Raw genomic sequence first — 19,598 nt, 5'->3', positions numbered from 1 at the left:
CCGGAAGGCCCGCTGGAGGAGGCGCGCAAGCGCTCGGCGAAACGGCAGGCGGCGCAGGTCGTGGTGAGGCTGCCGTCGCGCACGACGATCGTCGGCGTGACGCCGGATGCGGGCTTCGAGGGCGGCTTGCTGATGCTGGAGAAGGTCTCGCAAGTGATCCTGCGCGGGCTGCGCTTCGCCGATGCCTACGACTTCTTCCCCGCCTGGGACCCCAACGACAACGGCCATGGCGAGTGGAACTCGGAGTACGACACCGTTTCGCTGCGCGACGCCTCCCACGTGTGGGTCGACCACTGCGACTTCGACGACGGCGCGCGGCCCGATCCGGCCGAGCCGGTGGTGCTGGGCCAGCACATGCAGCGCCACGACGGGCTGCTGGACATCACGCGGCGCTCGGACTTCGTGACGGTGTCCTGGAACGTCTTCCGGCGTCACGACAAGACCATGCTGATCGGCGGCGGCGACGGACATCGGGACGATCGGGGCCATCTCCGCGTGACCCTGCATCACAACCTCTGGGAGCAGCTCAAGGAGCGTACGCCGCGCGTGCGCTACGGCCAGGTGCACCTGCTCAACAACCTCTTCCTGGCGACATCGGGCGGGGACTATCCCTATGGCTACTCGTTGGGCATCGGCATCGAATCGAGCCTGCTCGTCGAGGCCAACGTCTGGGAGGCCGCGGCCGGCATCGCGCCCTCGCGCGTGGCGCGGCTGCTCAAGGGCGATCGCGTCGAGGAGCGGGGCTCGCTGTTCAACGGCCAGCCGCTGGATCTGATGGGGGCCCTGCGTGCCGCGAACCCGGATCGGCGCATCGACGCCGAGGCCGGATGGACGCCGCCGTACCGGCTCGCGGCCGATCCCGCGAACGAGGTCGCCGCCCGGGTGCGCGCGGGGGCGGGCGCGGGGCGGCTGTGGTGAAATCCTTCCTTCTCTTGGAACACGTTGCGCATGGATGACGATCTGAACGATGGCAAGTCGCAGCCCGAATCGGTGGCCGCGGTGCTCAAGGTGTTTGCCATCCTGCAGGCCCTGTCGGAACGCAGCGACACCGGCATCTCGGAGCTGTCGGTCCGCCTGGCCATGCCCAAGGCGACGGTTTACCGCTTCCTGCAGACGATGAAGACGCTGGGCTACGTCCGGCAGGAAACCGACAGCGAGCGCTACGGCCTGGCGATGAAGACCTTCGAGCTCGGCGCGAAGGCGATGCAGTACCCGGACCTGATCGACCTGTCCAAGCACCACATGCAACTGCTGGCCGACGCCACCGGCGAGACGGTGCATCTGGGCACGCTGATCGACAGCGAGATCATCTACGTCCACAAGGTCGATTCGCGGCACATGCTGGGCATGTATTCGCGGGTGGGGCGGCGCGCGCCGCTGCACTGCACGGCGATCGGCAAGGTGCTGATGGCCTGGGAGCATCCGGAACGCCGCGACCGCATCCTGGCCGGTGTCGAGTTCCAGCGCTTCCGCGACAAGACCATCACGAACGCGGACGACTTCCGGGTCGAGCTCGAGCGCGTGCGGGGTCAGGGCTTCGGCGAGGACCGCGAGGAATTCGACGATCACATCCGTTGCCTGGGCGTGCCCATCTTCGACCGGCTGGGTCAGCCGATCGCGGGCATGAGCGTGAGCTTCCCGACCTTCCGCTACGACGAGGCCAAGGCGCCCGAGGTCGTGGCCATGCTGCAGGCGGCGAGCCGGGACATCTCGACGCGGCTGGGTTGCAGTCGCTTCCCGCTGGATCAGAAAGCCTGATCGCCGGGGCAGGGACAATCCCAGGTTCCTCGCGAGCGTGACGTCGCCATTCGGCGGCGTGCGCATGTGAGAATGTTGTCGTACAACTGAACCCTGATGAACGCCTCTCTGACCCGTGCCCGCCCGAAGACCTTGGCCCTTGGACTTGTCCAGGCGCTGGAGGACCGCATCCGTGTGGGCACGCTGGCGGTGGGCGACAAGCTGCCGACCGAGGCGGCGATCATGGCCGAGTTCGAGGTCAGCCGGACGGTGGTGCGGGAAGCGATTTCCAAGCTGCAGGCGGCGGGGCTGGTGGAGACGCGGCACGGCATCGGGACCTTCGTGCTCGGGCTGGGGGAAGGCGGGCCCTTCCGCATCGGCGCGGAGCAGATGGCGACGCTCAACGACGTGGTCGCGGTGCTGGAACTGCGCATCGGTCTGGAGACCGAGGCGGCGGCGCTGGCCGCGCAGCGGCGCAGCGATGAGCAGCTCGCCGCGATGCGCGAGGCGGTGGCCGCGTTCGCCGCAGCGGCCAAGGCGGGCCGCGACGCGGTGACGGCGGATTTCCAGCTGCACCTTGAGATCGCACGTGCCACGGGCAATCCGCACTTCGAGCGCCTGATGGGGACGCTGGGCGCGCCGAGCATTCCGCGCGCTCGACTGGCGAGCCTGCGGGCCGTCGGTGACGAGGACGCTGCGGCCCAGCGCGACTACCTGCTGCGCGTGAACGCCGAGCACGAGAGCATCGTCGACGCGATCGCCGCGCGTGATGCCGAGGCCGCGCGCGCCGCGATGCGGACCCACTTGGCCAACAGCCGCGAGCGGCGCCGGCGCGCGGCGCAGGCGTTGCAGGAAGCGCGCTGAGCGTCAGGGCCAGGTCTCGACAGCGGCTTCGCCGCCGGCGCGCTCAAGCGCCTCGACCTCGTCGTTCCCCACGATTCTGAGGTTCCAGCCTGTCTCATCGATGGATGCGAAGAGTCGCTGCTGGATGGCCGGCAGATCAACGCTGACCAGATCAAAGCTGGTTCGCAGGGAGATGTGTCCAGCAACCTCCTTCAAATGAAGCAGTCGCTGAAGCATGTCATGGGGCTTCGGGATCTCTCTGCGGCCACGCTCCCAGAGACGGAGCCGGTGCTCGCTGATGCCGTGCGCTTGGGCGGCGTCCTCGGGCGGCATTCCCAGCTCGGAGCGCAGATAGCGGAACTCCTGACCAGTCAACCGCCATGGCTTGCGAGATACGTAGAGCGCCAGTTTTGTTAGCAGGTCGTCGACCGCTTTGATCGAGGTCGCCGGTCCGTACGGGGTGTCCCAGTGCGTGACGCCGTTCTCCAGCCAGACATAGTCCAGCCCGCTTTCGCGGAAGTGATAGTTCGCCATTTCGGTCCTCCGTTGGGGCGTCGGGAGGACGCCCAGGCAGACCAGAAATCCTAGGCCCGCTGGCGGGCGTCGCCGGCGAGCCATGTGGCGATTCGGCCCATGCAGAGATAGGCGATTGACCCGCTCATCGCGGCGACTCTGCGTGTTTTCCCCGATCCCTCCGGCTCGCCATTCAACTTGTCAGGCTTTCAACCTGACTTGTATGATGACTGACAACAAGGCTGCCAGCGACGGGCGTGATCCCGGCGACAGAGCGGCCCCCTCGGTTTCATCCCGGAGACAAGACCATGTCCGCTGCATCCCGCCGTTTGGCCGTCAAGCTCGGTGCCGCCCTCGGCGCCACTTTCCTCACCGCCGGATTCGCCGGCGCCGCCACCTTCCCGGATCACCCGGTGACCCTGCTGGTCCCGTTCCCCGCCGGCGGATCCACCGACATGCTGGCCCGCGAAATGGGCGCCAAGCTCCAGGAGAAATGGGGCAAGACCGTGCTCGTGGACAACCGCCCCGGCGCCACCGGCACCCTCGGCACCTCCATGGTCAAGCGCGCCGCGCCCGACGGCTACACCCTGCTGGTGTCCTCGCTCGGCCCCTTCGTCATCGCGCCGCATCTGCTGAAGAACGTCCAGTACGACGCGCTCAAGGACATCGACCTGCTCACCGTCGCCATCCAGGCGCCCAACGTGCTGGTGGTGCCCGCCAGCTCGCCGATGAAGACCGTCAAGGACGTCGTCGACGCGCTCAAGAAGTCGCCCGGCAAGGTCAGCTTCGCCTCCTCCGGCAACGGCTCCTCCGACCACCTGACCGCCGAGCTCTTCTGGCTGCAGACCGGCACCTCCGGCCTGCACGTGCCCTACAAGGGCGGCTCCCCCGCGATCACCGACCTGATCGGCGCCCAGGTCGACGCCTCCTTCCAGAACGTCAATGCCGTGTTGCCGCACATCCAGTCCGGCAAGCTGCGCGCGCTGGCCGTCACCGGCGACAAGCGCTCGGGCGTGCTGCCCAACGTGCCGACGCTGTCGGAGTCCGGCATCAAGGGCGCGGACGTCTATTCCTGGCAGGGCGTGGCTGCGCCCAAGGGCCTGCCGCCGGCGCTGCGCGCGCAGATCCAGCAGGCGCTGGTCGCCGCGCTGCACGACCCGGCGCTGAAGCAGAAGTTCGCCGACATCGGCATCGAGATCGTCGCCAACACCGCCGACCAGGCGCAGACCTTCCAGAAGGCCGAGTACGCGCGCTGGAAGCAGGTGATCGAGACCCGCAAGATCACCGCCGACTAAGCAGGAGCCTTTCGTGAGCAGTCCCATCGTCACCTCCGCCCGCGCGATCCCGGTCGCCGGCCGCGACGGCATGCTGATGAACCTGAGCGGCGCGCATGCGCCGTTCTTCACCCGCAACCTGCTGATCCTCGAGGACAGCGCCGGCCACACCGGCATCGCCGAGATCCCCGGCGGCGAACCCATCCGCCAGACCCTGGAGCAGGCCGGCCAGCTGCTGATCGGCCAGCCCGTGGCCAAGTGGAACGCGCTGCTGGCGCAGATCCGCGAGAAGTTCAAGTCGCTGGACAGCGGCGGCCGCGGCCTGCAGACCTTCGATCTGCGCACCACCATCCATGTCCTCACCGCCGTCGAGTGCGCGCTGCTGGACCTGCTGGGCCAGCATCTGGAAGTCCCCATCTGCGAGCTGCTCGGCGAAGGCAAGCAGCGCGACAGCGTGGCGATGCTGGGCTATCTGTTCTTCGTCGGCGACCGCACGAAGACCGGCCTGGCCTACCGGACGCCGGACGACGAGCCCGCCAGCGACCAGGCCGCCGATGCCTGGCTCAAGGTCCGCCATCACGTGGCGATGACGCCCGAGACCATCGTCGAGCAGGCCGTGGCCGCGCAGGCGCGCTACGGCTTCAAGGACTTCAAGCTCAAGGGCGGCGTGCTGCGCGGCGAGGAAGAAGTCGAGGCGATCAAGGCGCTCAAGGCGCGCTTCCCGGACGCGCGCATCACGCTGGACCCCAACGGCGGCTGGCTGCTGAAGGACGCGATCCGTCTGCTGCGCGATCTGGGCGGCGTGCTCGCCTATGCCGAGGACCCCTGCGGCGCCGAGGAGGGCTTCTCCGGCCGCGAGGTGATGGCCGAGTTCCGCCGCGCCACCGGCCTGCCGACGGCGACCAACATGGTCGCCACCGACTGGCGTCAGTTCACCCATGCGCTGAGCCTGCAATCGGTCGACATCCCGCTGGCCGATCCGCACTTCTGGACGATGTCCGGCGCGGTCCGCGTCGCGCAGACCTGCCGCGATTTCGGCCTGACCTGGGGCTCGCATTCCAACAACCACTTCGACGTGTCGCTGGCCATGTTCACCCATGCCGCCGCCGCCGCGCCGGGCCGTCTCACCGCGATCGACACGCATTGGATCTGGCAGGACGGCCAGTTCCTGACGCAGCAGCCGCTGCGCATCGTCGACGGCGAGGTCGCCGTGCCCAAGGCCCCGGGCCTGGGCGTCGCGCTGGACATGGCGGCCGTCGAGGCCGCGCACCAGCTCTACCTGCAGCACGGCCTGGGCGCGCGCGACGACGCGATCGCGATGCAGCACCTGATCCCCGGCTGGAAGTTCGACCCCAAGAAGCCCTGCATGGTGCGGTGAAGCGATGACGCCGCCGCCGCGGCACGGCCCGGCGGCGCGCCCCAGTGATTCGAACGAAAACCCATCTGGAGAGAGACATGACCCGATTCAACGAGAAGTCCTCGCGCCGCCTGGCGCTGGCCGCGATGGCCGCCGCCGCGGCCGCCTGTGCGGCGCCCAGCGCCTTCGCCCAGGCCGCCTGGCCCAACAAGCCGCTGAAGATCATCGTCCCGTACACGCCGGGCGGCTCCTCGGACATCATCGCGCGCATCATTTCGCCGCTGCTGTCGGAAGCCCTCAAGACCACCGTCATCGTCGAGAACAAGCCCGGCGCCAGCGGCAACATGGGCGCCGACCAGACCGCCAAGGCCAGCGACGGCTACACCGTCATGCTGTGCGACGTCAGCGCGCTCTCGATCAGCCCCTCGCTCTACACCAAGCTGCCCTTCGATCCGTCCAAGGACCTCAAGGGCGTGGCGATGCTGGCGTACTCGCCGCACATGCTGGTCGTGCACCCGTCGGTCCCGGCCAACAACCTGAAGGAACTGGTCGCGCTGTCCAAGACGTCGAAGATCGATTTCGCCGTCACCGCCATGGGCAGCGCTCCGCATCTGGCCGGCTTCCAGGTCGCCAGCCTGACCGGCGCGAAGTGGGAGTACATCCCCTACAAGGGCGGCTCGCAGGCCGTCACCGACACCATTGCCGGTCAGACGCAGGTGCTGATGAACGGCATGCTGGCGACGCTGCCCTTCGTGCAGCAGGGCAAGCTCAAGGTCATCGGCGTGAGCAAGTCCACCCGCGTGCCGCTGCTGCCCAACGTGCCCACGCTGGCGGAGCAGGGCGCCACCGGCTTCGAGTCCGGCACCTGGCAGGGCATCCTCGCCCCGGCCAACATGCCCAAGGCCAACATCGACAAGCTGTCGGCCGCGCTGATCAGCATCATCCGCTCGCCCGACGTGCGCGCCCGCCTGGCCGCGCAGGGCGCCGAGGTCAGCACCATGAATCCCGCCGAGATGGACGCGTTCTTCAACAAGGAACGCAAGAACTGGGCGGCGGTCGTGGCCAAGAGCGGCCTGAAGCTGGATTGATCCGCCCCAAGGAGCCGCCATGCCGACGCCCACCACCCCGTACTCCGCCTTCCCCAACAGCTTCCGCCAGCGCCTGCTCGCGGGCGAGCGCCTGATCGGCTGCTGGTGCTCGCTGGCCAGTCCCATCAGCACCGAGGTGCTGGGCCTGGCCGGCTTCGACTGGCTGCTGCTGGACGGAGAGCACTCGCCCAACGACGTGAGCACCTTCGTCCCGCAGCTGATGGCGCTCAAGGACAGCGTCAGCGCGCCGGTGGTGCGGCCCAGCACCAACCACGCCGTCGAGATCAAGCGGCTGATGGACGCGGGCTTCTCCAACCTGCTGATCCCCTTCGTCGAGTCCGCCGATCAGGCGCGCTACGCGGTGGGCGCGACGCGCTATCCGCCGCAGGGCTTCCGCGGCGTGTCGGTGGCGCAGCGCAACAACCGCTACGGCACGGTGCCGGGCTACTTCCAGGACGTGAACGCGCAGATCGCGGTGATGGTTCAGATCGAGAGCCGCGCCGGCGTGGCCGCCGTGGCGGAGATCGCGGCGGTCGAGGGCGTGGACGGCGTCTTCATCGGCCCGCAGGACCTGGCGGCCGGCTACGGCCACATCGCCAATCCCAACCACCCGGAAGTGCAGGCGGCGATGGCCGAGATCTTCTCGGCCTGCCAGGCCGCGGGCAAGCCGGTGGGCATCCTCGCGCCGCTCGAGGCCGACGCGCGCCGCTACCTGGCGCAGGGCGCGACCTTCGTCGCGGTCGGCAGCGACCTGGGCCTGTTCCGATCGGCGTCGCAAGGCCTGCGCGACAAGTTTGACAAGTGAATGAAGGATGAAGGAGTTCCTCACATGAGCATCAAGATCGGCTTCATCGGCCTGGGCATCATGGGCGCGCCCATGGCGGTGCGCCTCGCGCAAGGCGGCCACCAGCTCTTCGTCCAGACCCGCAGCAAGGTCCGCGAGGAGGTCACGGCCGCCGGCGCCACCGTCTGCGCCAGCGCGGCCGAAGTCGCGCGTCAGGCCGACGTGATCTTCACCATGGTCCCGGACACGCCGGACGTGGAGCGCGTGCTCTTCGGCGCGGACGGCGTGGCCGCCGGCCTGGCGTCCGGCGCCCAGGGCAAGGTCGTGGTCGACATGAGCTCCATCTCGCCGGTCGCGACCAAGGACTTCGCGCAGCGCATCGAGGCGCTGGGCGCCGACTGGCTGGACGCGCCGGTCTCCGGCGGCGAGGTCGGCGCCAAGGCCGGCACGCTGTCCATCATGGTCGGCGGCAAGGAAGCGACCTTCGCGCGCATCAAGCCGCTGTTCGAGCTGATGGGCAAGAACATCACCCTGGTGGGCGGCGCCAGCGCCGGCCAGGTGACCAAGGTCGCCAACCAGATCATCGTGGCGCTGAACATCGCCGCCGTGGGCGAGGCGTTGGTCTTCGCCTCGAAGGCCGGCGCCGATCCGGCCAAGGTGCGCGAGGCGCTGATGGGCGGCTTCGCCTCCAGCCGCATCCTCGAGGTCCATGGAGAGCGCATGATCAAGCGCACCTTCAACCCGGGCTTCCGCATCGCGCTGCATCAGAAGGACCTGAACCTGGCGCTGCAGAGCGCCAAGGCGATGAACGTCGCGCTGCCCAACACCGCCGGCACCGCGCAGCTGATGCAGGCCGCCGCCGCGCAGGGCTGGGATCAGCTGGACCACTCCGCGCTGGTGCGTGCGCTGGAGGTGCTCGCCCACCACGAGGTCGGTAGCACTACGGACGCGGGCTGAGCGTCGGCGTCCAAGAATCCAGCCCCATGAGCCAGCCCCGCGACGCCTCCGCCATTTCGACCACCGCGCCCGCCGCTTCGGGCGCCAAGAGCCCGCAGGACCTGCTCGCCGATCCGCGGGCGCTGCTGACGCATCTCTACCGCGTCGCGGTGGACCGGGCGCTGCCGGGGAAGATCCTCGCCGGCCACCTGCCGCCGCCGCCCAAGGGCCGCACGCTGGTGATCGGCGCGGGCAAGGGTGGGGGATCGATGGCGCAGGCGCTGGAGGCGGCCTGGCCCAAGGACAAGCCGCTGCAGGGGCTGGTGGTGACGCGTTACGCCCACATCCCGCCGGACTACCGGCCCGAGCGCATCACGATGCTGGAGGCCGCCCACCCGGTGCCCGACGCCGCGGGCGAGCGGGCCGCGGCGCGGATGCTGCAGCTGGTGCAGGACTTCAAGCCCACGCCCGACGACCAGGTGATCTGCCTGATCTCGGGCGGCGGCTCGGCGCTGATGCCGCTGCCCGCGCCCGGGCTGACGCTGGCCGACAAGCAGGCGGTCAACCGCGCGCTGCTGGCGAGCGGGGCCAGCATCATCGAGATGAATTGCGTGCGCAAGCACCTGTCGGGCATCAAGGGCGGGCGGCTCGCGGCCGCCTGCGCGCCGGCCAAGGTGCTGACGCTGATGATCTCGGACGTGCCGGGCGACGATCCGCAGGTCATCGCCTCCGGCCCGACGGTGCCCGACGCGACCACCTGCGCCGAGGCCCTGGCCATCTGCCGCCGCTACCGCATCGAGCTGCCGCAGGTGGCGGTCGACGCGCTGGAACGCGGCGAGTGGGAGACCCCCAAACCCGGCGATGCCTGTTTCGAGGGCCATGAGCAGCGCATCATCGCGGCGCCGCGGCAGAGCCTGCAGGCGGCGGCCGAGGCGGCGCGCGCGCTGGGGATCACGACCTACGTGCTGTCGGACGAGATCGAGGGCGAGTCGCGCGACGTGGGCCGCGTGCATGCGGCGCTGGCGCGCTCGGTGGCGCGGCATGGGGAGCCTTTCGCCAAGCCCTGTCTGATTCTGTCGGGGGGCGAGACGACGGTGACGCTGATTTCCAAGCCGGGTCGCGGCGGGCGCGCCGGGGAGTTTGTGCTGGCGTGCGCGATCGCGCTGGATGGGCAGGAGGCTGTCTGGGGGCTGGCCGCTGACACCGACGGCATTGATGGCGTCGAGGACAACGCGGGGGCCTTCCTGAGCCCCAGCACACTGCAGCGCGCGCGGGCGCTGGGGCTCAAGCCCAACGAGCTGCTGGCCGCCAACAACGGCTATGCGCTGTTCGAGGCCCTGGGCGACCTGCTGGTCACCGGACCGACGCAGACCAATGTCAACGACTTCCGGGCGCTGTTGATTCGCTGAGGTCGGCGCCGAAAGACCCTCTCCCCAGCCCTCTCCCGCAAGCGGGCGAGGGGGCACAAGTGCCTCGCGCCAAGGCGCTCGGTGCCTAGGCTCCCTCTCCCGCTGAGCGGGAGAGGGCAGGGGATAGGGTCTTCCGCGCGCCCTCGCCGTCAGCCATTCCTGAATGGACAGGACCACCGCCTCCCGCTGAGGCACTCGAAGACCCTCTCCCCCACCCTCTCCCGCAAGCGGGCGAGGGAGCAAGAAGGCTCGCTGACTACGACCGCATGAACTCCCTCTCCCACTTGCGGATGAGACTGCCGCATGAACTCCCTCGCCCGCTTGCGGATGAGACTGCCGCATGAACTCCCTCTCCCGCTTGCGGGAGAGGGCAGGGGAGAGGGTCTTCGGGTCCGCCGCGCACGCAGCGTTTCACCAGACCTTGACGCGCCTCAAGGCAATTTCCGGCGACTACCGCGACAGTCCGTCTTCCCCGGAAATCCGTGAGAGCGCCCGTGAACCCTGACGCCGAAGAACCCGCCGATCCCGCCGCCGATCCCGCCCACGTCCGTCCACAAGGCGAGCCCTACGACTCCCCCTTCCTGCCGAAGGGCGGCGGCTTGGTTCCTGCCCCCTCCTTCCCCGTCCCCTGGCGCGCTTTGCTGGGCGACGTCCTGCTAGACGCCGACAGCTGGGCCGATCTGGCCGCGATGACGCGGGTGAAGCGGCTCCAGTGCGGCGACCAGCCCATGCGCGCCGGCGACAACGCCATCGCCATGCTGGCGCTGTGCGAGGGCCGCGTGAGCATCGGCAAGGGCTCGCTCACCGGGCCGCAGTGGCTGGACCTGCACACCGCCTGGCTGGACGGCCGCTATGAGCAGGACGCCCAGGTCGGCACGCCCACCGCGCTCGTCATGGAATGGCCGATGGCGGTCGCCGCCGCTTGGCTGCGCGGTCACCCGCCGGTGCTGGAGGCGCTGATCCGGGCGGTGGCGGCGCAACTGCGCGGCAAGCACAGCGCGATGACCGACCTGACGACCAAGGACGCCACCGGCCGCGTCGCCGCCTGGCTGCTGGCCCAGGCCGGCGCCGAGCCCGAGATCCGGCTGGCCGAGCGCAAGCGCGACGTGGCCGCCCAACTGTCCATCTCGCCGGAGACCCTGTCCCGCACCCTGCGCCAGCTGGCCGACCGCGGCATCCTGGCGGTCCAGGGCTATCGCATCGGTCTGCTCGATCGCGTGGCGCTGCTGGCGCTGGCGCGATATCGGACGCCGGTCTAGACTCGCCGCACCCTTCGCGCGCCAAAGGAGGCCGCCGTGACGATTGCCCGCATGCCCCCCGCGTCCAGTTCCGTCACCCCCGGCAGTTCCGCCGCGGAGCGCTTCTTCGGCGGCCACGCCGCGCTCCCGGTGATGCCCGAGGTCGGGCGCAAGCTGCTGCGCAGCCTCGATGACGACGGCGTCTCGCTCGGCCAGATCGCCGAGTTGATCGGCAAGGACTCGACGCTGTCGGCCAAGGTGCTGCGACTGGCCAACTCGGCGCGCTACAGCCCCTCGCACACCATCGGCACGCTGCAGGACGCGGCGATGGCGCTGGGCCTGGAGACGCTGCGCAATCTGGCCATGGCGGCCAGCATCTCGGGCAGCTTCCCGGTGGTGCAGGGACTGGACCGGCAGAAGTTCTGGCGCCACAGCGTGCGCACCGCCGGTTACGCGCGGCTGCTGGCCAAGCTGCTGCAGGGCGACGCGGATACCGCGTATCTGGCCGGGCTGATGCTGCGCACCGGCCAGCTCATGATGGCGATGAGCGAGCCCACGCAGGTCGCGGACGTGGAATCCCACGCCTCGGAGCCGGGCAGCCGCTACTCGCTGGAGATGAGCCGCTTTGGCTGCACCCATGCCGACGTGACGGCGGCGCTGGCCTCGCACTGGCACTTCCCGGCCGATCTGGTCGAGGCCTTCAAGGACGCCAATGCGCCGCTGGAGGTGCGGCCCTTCTCCATGCTGGCCGCGATCCTGCATCTGGCCGAGGTCATCGCCGATGCCGGCGATCACGGTCTCGATGCGATCGATGCGCTCAACGTGGCGGTACCGGAGCTGGTCGAGCACCTGCACCTGGACCTGGACTTCCTGCGGCTGCGGCTGGAGGGGGCGGGCGATCCGGGGCAGGACGTGGAGCTGATGCTCAAGTGACGGGACCGCGGCCCCCGGCCGCTGTGACGGACCGAGACATCCGACGCGCGGAACGCCGCCTGACGGCGCCACTGTGCGGCAATCCCTCTGCGGAAGGCCTCTTCGCTCGCGCACAATCGCGCGCAACGAAGAGGACAACGAGGGAGTTCCTGTCATGCTGCTGCGCCACAAGCGCCGGCCGGCCCGTGCCGGCCTGATTTCCTTGGCCGTGTCGTTGAGCCTGGCGCCGCTGGTCGCCTCGGCCGCGACCGCCGCCACGCCGGCCACGGCGTCGACCGCCTCCAGAGCCGCGTCGACCGCTGGCGCCAAGCCGGCGGCTGGGCAGGGCGCCTCGAAGGCCGCTCAGAAGCCGGGTCAGAAGAACGCCGCTGCCGACCTCGGCTACCGCATCGCGCCGTTCCCGTCCTGGGTGGTGGACGCGCCCGCCGGCTCCGCGCCGCAGTCGGGCACCGGCGCCGCGAATGCGCCGAGCGCGCCGCCGCCCGGTTTCGGCGGCCTGCCCGGGCTAGGCGCCGCACCGGCCGCCGCCGCGAGTCCGATGGCCGGATCGGCCGCCTCGCCCGGCAAGGCGCTGCGCATCGGGCTGACCGATGTCCAGATCCAGCTGGCCGGCACGGCGACGGTGTCCTTCTACCGCTCGCAGCTGCAGGCGCTGGACAGCACCACGCTGCGCGAGGTGTCCGAGCCGCAACTCGTCTTCAATCCCGAGTACCAGAAGCTGGCCATTCATCAGGTCGTCGTCATCCGTGACGGGCAGCGCCAGGACCGGACCAAGTCGCTGCGCATCGAGCTGATGCGCCGCGAGCAGGGCCTGGAGCAGCTGATGCTCAACGGCCAGCGGACCGCGCTGGTGATGCTCAACGACGTGCGTGTCGGCGATACCGTCGAGCTGGCCTTCTCCATCGAGGGCGAGAACCCCATCTTCGAAGGCCGCTTCGCCGATCTGATCCAGCTCTCCCGCGAGGTGTCCATCGATCGCGCCTTCGTGCGGCTGCTCGTTCCCAAGGGCCGCGCGCTGCAGACCCGCCCGATCGGCTATGGCAGTGGGGTCGCGCCGACGGTGCGCCGCGATCCGCTGCCCGGCGGCGGCGAGGTGCTGACCGTCTTCCAGGAGCGCGTGCCGGCGGTGCCCAACGAGGTTGCCACGCCGCCGTGGTTCAAGGTCTATCCGGCCGTGCAGTTCACCGAGTACCGCGACTGGCAGGAGGTCGACCGCTGGGCGCAGGGCCTGTTCACGATGGCGCCGCCCAGCGGCGAGATCGCCGAGCGCATCGCCGCCTGGAAGGCCCGCGATCTGCCGCCCGAGGCACTGGTCGCCGAGGTGCTGCGCTTCGTCCAGGACGAGGTGCGCTACTTCAGCATGAGCCTGGGCGAGAGTTCGCACCGGCCCAAGGCGGCGGCGCTGACGCTCAGCGAGCGGCTGGGCGACTGCAAGGACAAGGTGCTGCTGCTCAACACGCTGCTGACGGGCCTGGGCTTCGACGCCAAGCCGGCGCTGGTGTCGATGCTGCGCAACCGCGGCATCGGCGACTACCTGCCGACGCATGACCAGTTCGACCATGTGATCACCCGCGTGGTCGTCGGCGATCAGACCTATTTCCTCGACCCGACGATGAACGGTCAGGGCCTGAGCTTGCGCGGCCGCGGCTACTTCCCCTACGGCCAGGTGCTGGTGGTGGGCGCGGGCCAGGGACCGCAGGCGATCTCACCGCCGGCCTTCGCCCGTGACGAGGTCCGTCAGCGCGAGGACTGGGACCTGTCCGACCTGAGCCGCACGCCGGCGCTGTCGGTATCCATGACCATGGTCGGCCTGTCGGCGGAGCGCTGGCGCGCCTACGTCGCCAACGCCGGCATGGAGCGCATCGGCGAGATGCTGGGCGGCGCCTACGTGCGCCAGTACCCGGGACTCAAGCCGGTGGGCGCGCCCGAGCTCGCGGACAGCCGGGAGAGCAACGAGCTCAGCGTCAAGCTGCGTTTCGAGTCGCCGATGCCCGGCGAGCTGCGCGCGGCCTCGATGCGGCTGACCCTGCCGCAGATGGCCTTCCTGGACTTCATGACCGGCCCGCCGGAGGCGACCCGGCGCACCCCGTATCTGATCGACCAGCCGCTGGTGGCGGAGTCGCGGGTGACGGTGACCTCGCCGGTGCCGCTGGACATCCAGCCCTCGCCGGCGCGGCAGGCGGGCGACAGCCATTTCGGGCTGTCGGTGAAGTCGGAGGTGCAGGATCGCGTGGTCACGCTGATCAGCCGCTATGAGCGCCGCAGCGATCAGGTGTTGCCGGGCGAGATGGACGCGTACCGGCAAGCGGTGTTGCGGGCGCGGCAGACGGTGGGCTCGACGGTGGGCTTCTCGCTGCTCAGCAAGAGCGAGCAGGCGCGGGTGGTCACGCTGGTGACGGATGACATGAAGAAGTGGGGCAAGCCGGACGGCCTGGCGCGGCTGGCGGTGATCAGCAACGCGAGCCGGGCGCGCGATGCGGCGCTGCTGTCCAAGGTGCCGGCCGGCAGCGCGATGGCGCGCGCGGCGCTGTCGGAGCGGGCCATGATGTCCAACCATCTCGGGGAGTTCGAGGCGTCCTTGCAGGATGCGGATGCGGCGCTGGCCATCGATGCGACCGACGAAGCGGCGATCGAGGCGCGAGGCGTGGCGTTGTTCGGGTTGGGGCGGCTGGAAGAGGCCGCGGGGAGCTTCCAGCAGCTGGAGAAGTCGGCCACGCGCAAGGGCAGCGAGTCCTGGTTGGGGATCACGCAGCTGCAGATGGGACGGTATGAGGAGGCGGAGCGGTCCTTGCGTCGCTTCACGGAGGCGACGAGCGGGGAGCAACGCAGCTTCGGGCTGCTGTGGCTGGCCATCGCGATGGAGCGCCGGCAGGTGGGGAGCGGGCGCGCGATGTTGGCGGGTGAAGTGCGCGAGGGCGATACCACCTGGGCGGGATCGTTGGTGCGCTTCCTGGCCGGGCGGATTGATCGGGATGCGTTGATCAAGACGGCGCGGGCGGAGTCTGACGCGGAGCGGCTGCGGTTGGCGGAGGCGTACTTCTACATCGGGCAGTCGTTCTTGACGCAGGGTCGGCGGGACGAGGCGAAGCCTTGGTTCGAGCGCGTGGTCGGGACGCAGGCGGTGCCGTATCGGGAGTTCACGATCGCGAAGCAGGAGTTGAAGACGCGCTGAGCGTTGCTCCTCGCCCCTGAAGCGGTGAGGGGCCCTGAGAGCCCTCCCCATGAAGTGCGTGAGGGCCCTGAGAGCCCCTCTCCCATGAAGTGGGAGAGGGGTTGGGGTGAGGGCCGGTGCAGGCAGCGAGCCCTCTTCGCATCAGTCCTTGCTTCGAAAAGCGCTCTGGTGTGCCACCGCCCTCACCCCAACCCCTCTCCCGCAAGCGGGCGAGGGGCTCAAGGCAGCATCTTTCGCGTGACCGCCTCCACCGCATCCAGCACCGCCTCCGGCGTCGCCGGCGCTCTCAACGGCGGATCGCAACGCTCCGGCCCACACGCCGCGACCGCGTCCTTGATCGCCAGCAACACCGAGAACGGCAGCAGCAACGGCGGCTCCCCCACCGCCTTCGACCGATGGATGCTGTCCGCCGCATTCGGCGCGTCGAACAGCGCCACGCGGAAATCGCGCGGCATGTCATTCGCCGTCGGAATCTTGTACGTGCTCGGCGCATGCGTCAGCAGCAGCCCGGACTGCGGATGCCACACCAGCTCCTCGCTGGTCAGCCATCCCTGTCCCTGCACGAACGCACCTTCGACCTGCCCGATGTCCAGCGCCGGATTCAAGGACCGCCCGACGTCATGCAGCACGTCCGCCCGCAGCACGCGGGTCTCGCCGGTCAGCGTGTCCACCAGCACCTCCGCCACCGCCGCGCCGAATGCGTAGTAGTAGAAGGGCTTGCCCTGCAGCTTCGCCCGGTCCCAATGCAGCCCCGGCGTCGCATAGAAGCCGTCGCTCCAGAGCTGAATCCGCTCCAGATACGCCTTGCCCACCAGCTCCTTGAAGCCGACGGCCCGGCCCCCCCCCCGCACCTCGCCGCCATCGAAGACCAACTCGTCTTCCCCGCAGTTCAGCAGCCTCGCCGCCAGCGGCATCAGCCGCCGCTTGATCTTGCGCGCCGCATCTTGCGCGGCCTTGCCGTTCAGGTCCGAGCCCGTCGACGCCGCCGTGGCCGAGGTGTTGGCCACCTTGCTCGTGTCCGTCGCGCTGGCCCGCACCGCGCCCGCGAGAACGCCCAGCTCATGCGCCACCACCTGCGCGACCTTGGTGTTGAGCCCCTGACCCATCTCGGTCCCGCCGTGGTTCACCAGCACCGAGCCGTCGACATAGACATGCACCAGCGCCCCCGCCTGGTTGAGGTGAACCACGTTGAACGAGATGCCGAACTTCACCGGCGTCAGCGCCAGGCCCTTCTTCAGCACCGGACTTGACGCGTTGAACGCCGTGATCGCCGCGCGCCGCGCGTGGTACCCGGAGGTCTCGATCAGCTCATCCGTCAACGGACCCAGCTGGTTGTCCTCGACCCGCTGGCCGTAGGGGGTCACGTCTTGCCCCTCACGATAGAAATTGCGCTGCCGCACCGTCAGCGCGTCCAGCCCCAGCCGACGCGCGATGCCGTCGACGATCATCTCGATCGCCAGCGCGCCCTGCGGGCCGCCGAAGCCGCGGAAGGCCGTGTTGCTCTGCGTGTTGGTCTTGGCGCAGTAGCCATGCATGTCCACATGCGGCAGCCAGTAGGCATTGTCGAAATGGCAGAGCGCCCGCGCCATCACCGGCGCCGACAGGTCGGCGCTGTGGCCGCAGTTGGAGATCAGATCGATCTCCGCCGCGAGGATGCGGCCCTCGTCGTCGAAGCCCACCGACCAGCGGTAATCGAAACCATGCCGGCGGCCGGTCACGAGGAAATCGTCGTCGCGATCCACGCGCAGCTTCACCGGTCGGCGCAGCTGGGTCGCGGCGATCGCGGCCACGCAGGCGAAGAGCGCCGATTGCGACTCCTTGCCGCCGAAGCCGCCGCCCATGCGCCGGCATTGCACCGTGACCTGGTGCGCCTGCCAGCCCATCGCATGCGCGACCAGCTGCTGCATCTCCGACGGATGCTGGGTCGAGCAATGCAGCAGCAGCGCCTGGTTCTCCTGCGGCAGCGCGTAGCTGATCTGGCCTTCCAGATAGAACTGCTCCTGCCCGCCCACGGCCCACTCGCCGTCGAGCCGATGCGGCGCCGCGGCCAGCGCCGATGCGGGCTCGCCGCGCGTCAGGTGCATGGGCGGAATCACGTACTGGCCGATGGCATGGGCCTCGCGCGCGGTCAGCACCGCGGGCAGCGGCGCCGTGACGATGACCTGCTTGGCCATCGCGGCGGCGCGACGCGCAAGCTCCCGATCCGTGGCGATCACCGCGAAGACCGGCTGGCCGACATAGCGCAGCTCGCCGTCCGCCAGGATGGGATCGTCGTGGAGCAGGGGCCCGCAGTTGTTCTCGGCCGGCACGTCGGCCGCGGTGAGCACCGCCACCACGCCGGGTTGGCGCCGCAGCAGCTCGAGATCGATCGATTGCAGTGTCCCGTGCGCGATCGGCGACAGGCCCAGCGCCGCATGCAGCGTGCCTTGCGCCTCGGCGATGTCGTCGATGTAGACGGCCTCGCCGCTCACATGCAGGTGAGCGGATTCATGGGCGCGGCTCACGCCGACCTGCGGTTGAGCCGCCACGGCGGCGGCGGGGTCGATGGCGCGTTCCATCGGCCACTCGGCGGGCTTGTTCATGCGACGCTCCGCTGCAGGTTGACCGCCTGCCAGACGCTGGCCGACGCGGCCGCGATCGGCGCATCGGCCCGTGTCTCCAGCCAGAAGCGTCGGATCAGGTTGGCCGCGACGCGCAGGCGGTAGTCGGCGCTGGCGCGCAAGTCGGTCATCGGGCGGAAGTCCTCCGCGAGCGCCTGCGCCGCGGCGGCTTGCGCGGCCTCGTTCCAGGCCCGTCCGTTGACGGCGGCTTCGGCCTTGGGCGCGCGCTTCACCGTCGCCGCCATGCCGCCGAAGGCGAAGCGCACGTCGCGCGCGACGCCGTCTTCCAGGCGCAGGCTCAGCACGGCGCAGACGGCGGAGATGTCGCTGTCATAGCGCTTGGAGATCTTGTAGCCGCGCAGCCGCGTGCCGGCCGGCGGCTCGGGCACCTCGACAGCCTCGACGAACTCGCCGGCCTGCAGCGCGTTCTTCATGTAGTCCAGATAGAAGTCTTCCAGCGGCATCGCGCGCCGCGTCGCGCCCTTGCGCAGCACGATGCGCGCGCCCAGCGCGATCAGCGCGGGCGGCCCGTCGCCGATGGGCGAGCCGTTGGCGACGTTGCCGCCCAGGGTCCCGGCCTGCCGCACCGGGGGAGAGGCGAAACGCAGCCACAGCTCGCGCAGCGCCGGCACGCGCTCGGTGAGCGCGGCCCAGGCTTCCTCCAGCGGCACGGCGGCGCCGATGCGCAGCGTCGTGTGCGAGCGCGGTGCCGGCGTCGCCAGCGCCGCGACGGCCGGGCCCACGGACACGTGACCGTCGGCGCTCATCACGCTGGCCGGCGCGGCATGGGCTTGAACGGTGATGACGTCGATGCGGCGCAACTCCTCGACGCGCCCGGTCAGGATCACGTCGCCCAGCTCGCGCTGCTGCTTGTTGACCCACAGGCCGACATCGGTCGCGCCGGCCACCAACCGCGCTTGCGGCATCGCCTCGCGCAGCGCGGCGAGTTCCTCCAGCGTGCGCGGCGCGAGAACTCGTTGCGGCTCGCCCGCACGGGAACGCGCCTCGTAATGCAGCGACGGGTCGTCCCGCAGCGCGCGCAGCGCCGCCACGATGGGCTCGCGGTCCAGCGTGTGGGCGGGGCCCTCGAACATGCGCTCGCCCGCATCGAGCAGCGGCCGGTAGCCGGTGCAGCGGCAGAGATTGCCGGCCAGATCGTCGGCCAGGTCCTGGCGCGTGGGCCGCGTGCCGCAGGCCTGATGGCGCTCATAGACCGCCTGCAGGGTCATCGCGAAGCCGGGGGTGCAGAACCCGCATTGCGAGCCGTGGCAGTCCACCAGCGCTTGTTGAACGGGATTCCGCTCGGCGCTGCCGCCCAGGTCCTCGACGGTCAGCAGCGCCTGGCCGTCCAGCATGGGCAGGAACTGGATGCAGGCGTTGACGTTGCGCAGCGCCAGCGATTCGCCGTCCGCGTCCAGCTCGCCCACCAGCACGGTGCACGCGCCGCAGTCGCCCTCGGCGCAGCCCTCCTTGGTGCCGGCGCAGCGGGCGTGCTCGCGCAGGTACTGCAGCACCGTGGTCTGCGGCGGCAGGCCTTCGACGGACTGCACGCGGCCCTGGTGGAAGAAACGGATCGGACGAGGAGAGCTCATGAACGGCTGGCCGGGGTCGAAGGCGGGCAATGAATGGCGTCGGGACGAATGCAAGAACCGCACCGCCCGGGACGGGCGTCCGAGACGGATCGAGCATTTGTCGAACGCCCTTCGAACGCATA

The 19,598-nt window shown here is 69.9% G+C and carries 15 protein-coding genes; 12 read left to right on the top strand and 3 right to left on the bottom strand.

The annotated features are described in order from the left end of the window. The 3 genes from ABDW59_RS20945 to ABDW59_RS20935 form a co-directional block, all read left to right on the top strand. On the top strand, positions 1–918 hold a 918-nt coding region (locus ABDW59_RS20945; RefSeq protein ID WP_343632741.1), incomplete at its 5' end, for a polysaccharide lyase family 1 protein. Positions 919–948: 30 nt separating this feature from the next. Then, positions 949–1,758, top strand: a complete 810-nt coding sequence (gene kdgR, locus ABDW59_RS20940) for a DNA-binding transcriptional regulator KdgR (RefSeq protein ID WP_343632739.1) — start codon at positions 949–951, stop codon at positions 1,756–1,758. Between the two features lie 96 nt (positions 1,759–1,854). After that, the gene (locus ABDW59_RS20935; protein WP_343632737.1) at positions 1,855–2,601 is read left to right on the top strand and encodes an FCD domain-containing protein; all 747 of its coding nucleotides are present in this window, start codon (positions 1,855–1,857) and stop codon (positions 2,599–2,601) included. A 3-nt stretch (positions 2,602–2,604) separates the two neighbouring features. Here the strand turns inward: ABDW59_RS20935 and ABDW59_RS20930 are convergent, their stop codons facing one another. After that, positions 2,605–3,114 (bottom strand): hypothetical protein, encoded by a 510-nt coding sequence (locus ABDW59_RS20930; RefSeq protein WP_343632735.1) that lies wholly within the window; start codon positions 3,112–3,114, stop codon positions 2,605–2,607. A 287-nt stretch (positions 3,115–3,401) separates the two neighbouring features. Here ABDW59_RS20930 and ABDW59_RS20925 point away from each other — a divergent pair, with 287 nt between their 5' ends. From ABDW59_RS20925 to ABDW59_RS20885, 9 genes are all read left to right on the top strand, one after another. Beyond that, positions 3,402–4,388: a tripartite tricarboxylate transporter substrate binding protein gene (locus ABDW59_RS20925; RefSeq protein WP_343632733.1), complete on the top strand. Its 987-nt coding sequence runs from the start codon at positions 3,402–3,404 to the stop codon at positions 4,386–4,388. A gap of 70 nt (positions 4,389–4,458) precedes the next feature. Then, positions 4,459–5,745, top strand: coding sequence for an enolase C-terminal domain-like protein (locus tag ABDW59_RS20920; protein WP_343632748.1), 1,287 nt, complete (start codon positions 4,459–4,461; stop codon positions 5,743–5,745). 77 nt (positions 5,746–5,822) lie between these two features. After that, a complete protein-coding gene (locus ABDW59_RS20915) occupies positions 5,823–6,812 on the top strand; it encodes a tripartite tricarboxylate transporter substrate binding protein (RefSeq protein WP_343632731.1) in 990 nt (329 codons plus the stop codon). Positions 6,813–6,831: 19 nt separating this feature from the next. After that, positions 6,832–7,617 carry a 2-dehydro-3-deoxyglucarate aldolase gene (gene garL, locus ABDW59_RS20910; RefSeq protein ID WP_343632729.1) on the top strand — a complete coding sequence of 262 codons (786 nt, stop codon included), beginning with the start codon at positions 6,832–6,834 and terminating at the stop codon, positions 7,615–7,617. A gap of 24 nt (positions 7,618–7,641) precedes the next feature. Next, positions 7,642–8,553 (top strand): 2-hydroxy-3-oxopropionate reductase, encoded by a 912-nt coding sequence (locus ABDW59_RS20905; protein ID WP_343632727.1) that lies wholly within the window; start codon positions 7,642–7,644, stop codon positions 8,551–8,553. A gap of 26 nt (positions 8,554–8,579) precedes the next feature. Beyond that, entirely contained in the window at positions 8,580–9,941 is a 1,362-nt protein-coding gene (locus ABDW59_RS20900; protein ID WP_343632725.1) for a glycerate kinase, read from the top strand. A 494-nt stretch (positions 9,942–10,435) separates the two neighbouring features. After that, positions 10,436–11,200 carry a Crp/Fnr family transcriptional regulator gene (locus ABDW59_RS20895; RefSeq protein WP_343632723.1) on the top strand — a complete coding sequence of 255 codons (765 nt, stop codon included), beginning with the start codon at positions 10,436–10,438 and terminating at the stop codon, positions 11,198–11,200. 36 nt (positions 11,201–11,236) lie between these two features. Further along, entirely contained in the window at positions 11,237–12,112 is an 876-nt protein-coding gene (locus ABDW59_RS20890) for an HDOD domain-containing protein (RefSeq protein WP_343632721.1), read from the top strand. 154 nt (positions 12,113–12,266) lie between these two features. Beyond that, positions 12,267–15,284: a DUF3857 domain-containing protein gene (locus tag ABDW59_RS20885; protein WP_343632719.1), complete on the top strand. Its 3,018-nt coding sequence runs from the start codon at positions 12,267–12,269 to the stop codon at positions 15,282–15,284. Positions 15,285–15,502: 218 nt separating this feature from the next. Here ABDW59_RS20885 and xdhB read toward each other — a convergent pair whose 3' ends face one another. Together xdhB and xdhA are read right to left on the bottom strand one after the other, a co-directional pair. Next, a complete protein-coding gene (gene xdhB, locus ABDW59_RS20880) occupies positions 15,503–17,842 on the bottom strand; it encodes a xanthine dehydrogenase molybdopterin binding subunit (RefSeq protein ID WP_343632745.1) in 2,340 nt (779 codons plus the stop codon). Positions 17,843–17,862: 20 nt separating this feature from the next. Further along, the gene (gene xdhA, locus ABDW59_RS20875; RefSeq protein ID WP_343632717.1) at positions 17,863–19,476 is read right to left on the bottom strand and encodes a xanthine dehydrogenase small subunit; all 1,614 of its coding nucleotides are present in this window, start codon (positions 19,474–19,476) and stop codon (positions 17,863–17,865) included. Positions 19,477–19,598 lie beyond the last annotated feature (122 nt).

Source organism: Roseateles sp., assembly GCF_039595295.1.
In the GTDB taxonomy this organism is placed as follows: domain Bacteria; phylum Pseudomonadota; class Gammaproteobacteria; order Burkholderiales; family Burkholderiaceae_C; genus Roseateles.
This window is presented reverse-complemented; position numbering and strand designations above follow the sequence as displayed.

What these genes read in the sequence shown, in the direction of transcription:
- kdgR (WP_343632739.1), top strand. Translation starts at nt 949, where the DNA reads ATGGATGACGATCTGAACGATGGCAAGTCGCAGCCCGAATCGGTGGCC.
- ABDW59_RS20935 (WP_343632737.1), top strand. Translation starts at nt 1,855, where the DNA reads ATGAACGCCTCTCTGACCCGTGCCCGCCCGAAGACCTTGGCCCTTGGA.
- ABDW59_RS20930 (WP_343632735.1), bottom strand. Translation starts at nt 3,114, where the DNA reads ATGGCGAACTATCACTTCCGCGAAAGCGGGCTGGACTATGTCTGGCTG.
- ABDW59_RS20925 (WP_343632733.1), top strand. Translation starts at nt 3,402, where the DNA reads ATGTCCGCTGCATCCCGCCGTTTGGCCGTCAAGCTCGGTGCCGCCCTC.
- ABDW59_RS20920 (WP_343632748.1), top strand. Translation starts at nt 4,459, where the DNA reads ATGCTGATGAACCTGAGCGGCGCGCATGCGCCGTTCTTCACCCGCAAC.
- ABDW59_RS20915 (WP_343632731.1), top strand. Translation starts at nt 5,823, where the DNA reads ATGACCCGATTCAACGAGAAGTCCTCGCGCCGCCTGGCGCTGGCCGCG.
- garL (WP_343632729.1), top strand. Translation starts at nt 6,832, where the DNA reads ATGCCGACGCCCACCACCCCGTACTCCGCCTTCCCCAACAGCTTCCGC.
- ABDW59_RS20905 (WP_343632727.1), top strand. Translation starts at nt 7,642, where the DNA reads ATGAGCATCAAGATCGGCTTCATCGGCCTGGGCATCATGGGCGCGCCC.
- ABDW59_RS20900 (WP_343632725.1), top strand. Translation starts at nt 8,580, where the DNA reads ATGAGCCAGCCCCGCGACGCCTCCGCCATTTCGACCACCGCGCCCGCC.
- ABDW59_RS20885 (WP_343632719.1), top strand. Translation starts at nt 12,267, where the DNA reads ATGCTGCTGCGCCACAAGCGCCGGCCGGCCCGTGCCGGCCTGATTTCC.
- xdhB (WP_343632745.1), bottom strand. Translation starts at nt 17,842, where the DNA reads ATGGAACGCGCCATCGACCCCGCCGCCGCCGTGGCGGCTCAACCGCAG.
- xdhA (WP_343632717.1), bottom strand. Translation starts at nt 19,476, where the DNA reads ATGAGCTCTCCTCGTCCGATCCGTTTCTTCCACCAGGGCCGCGTGCAG.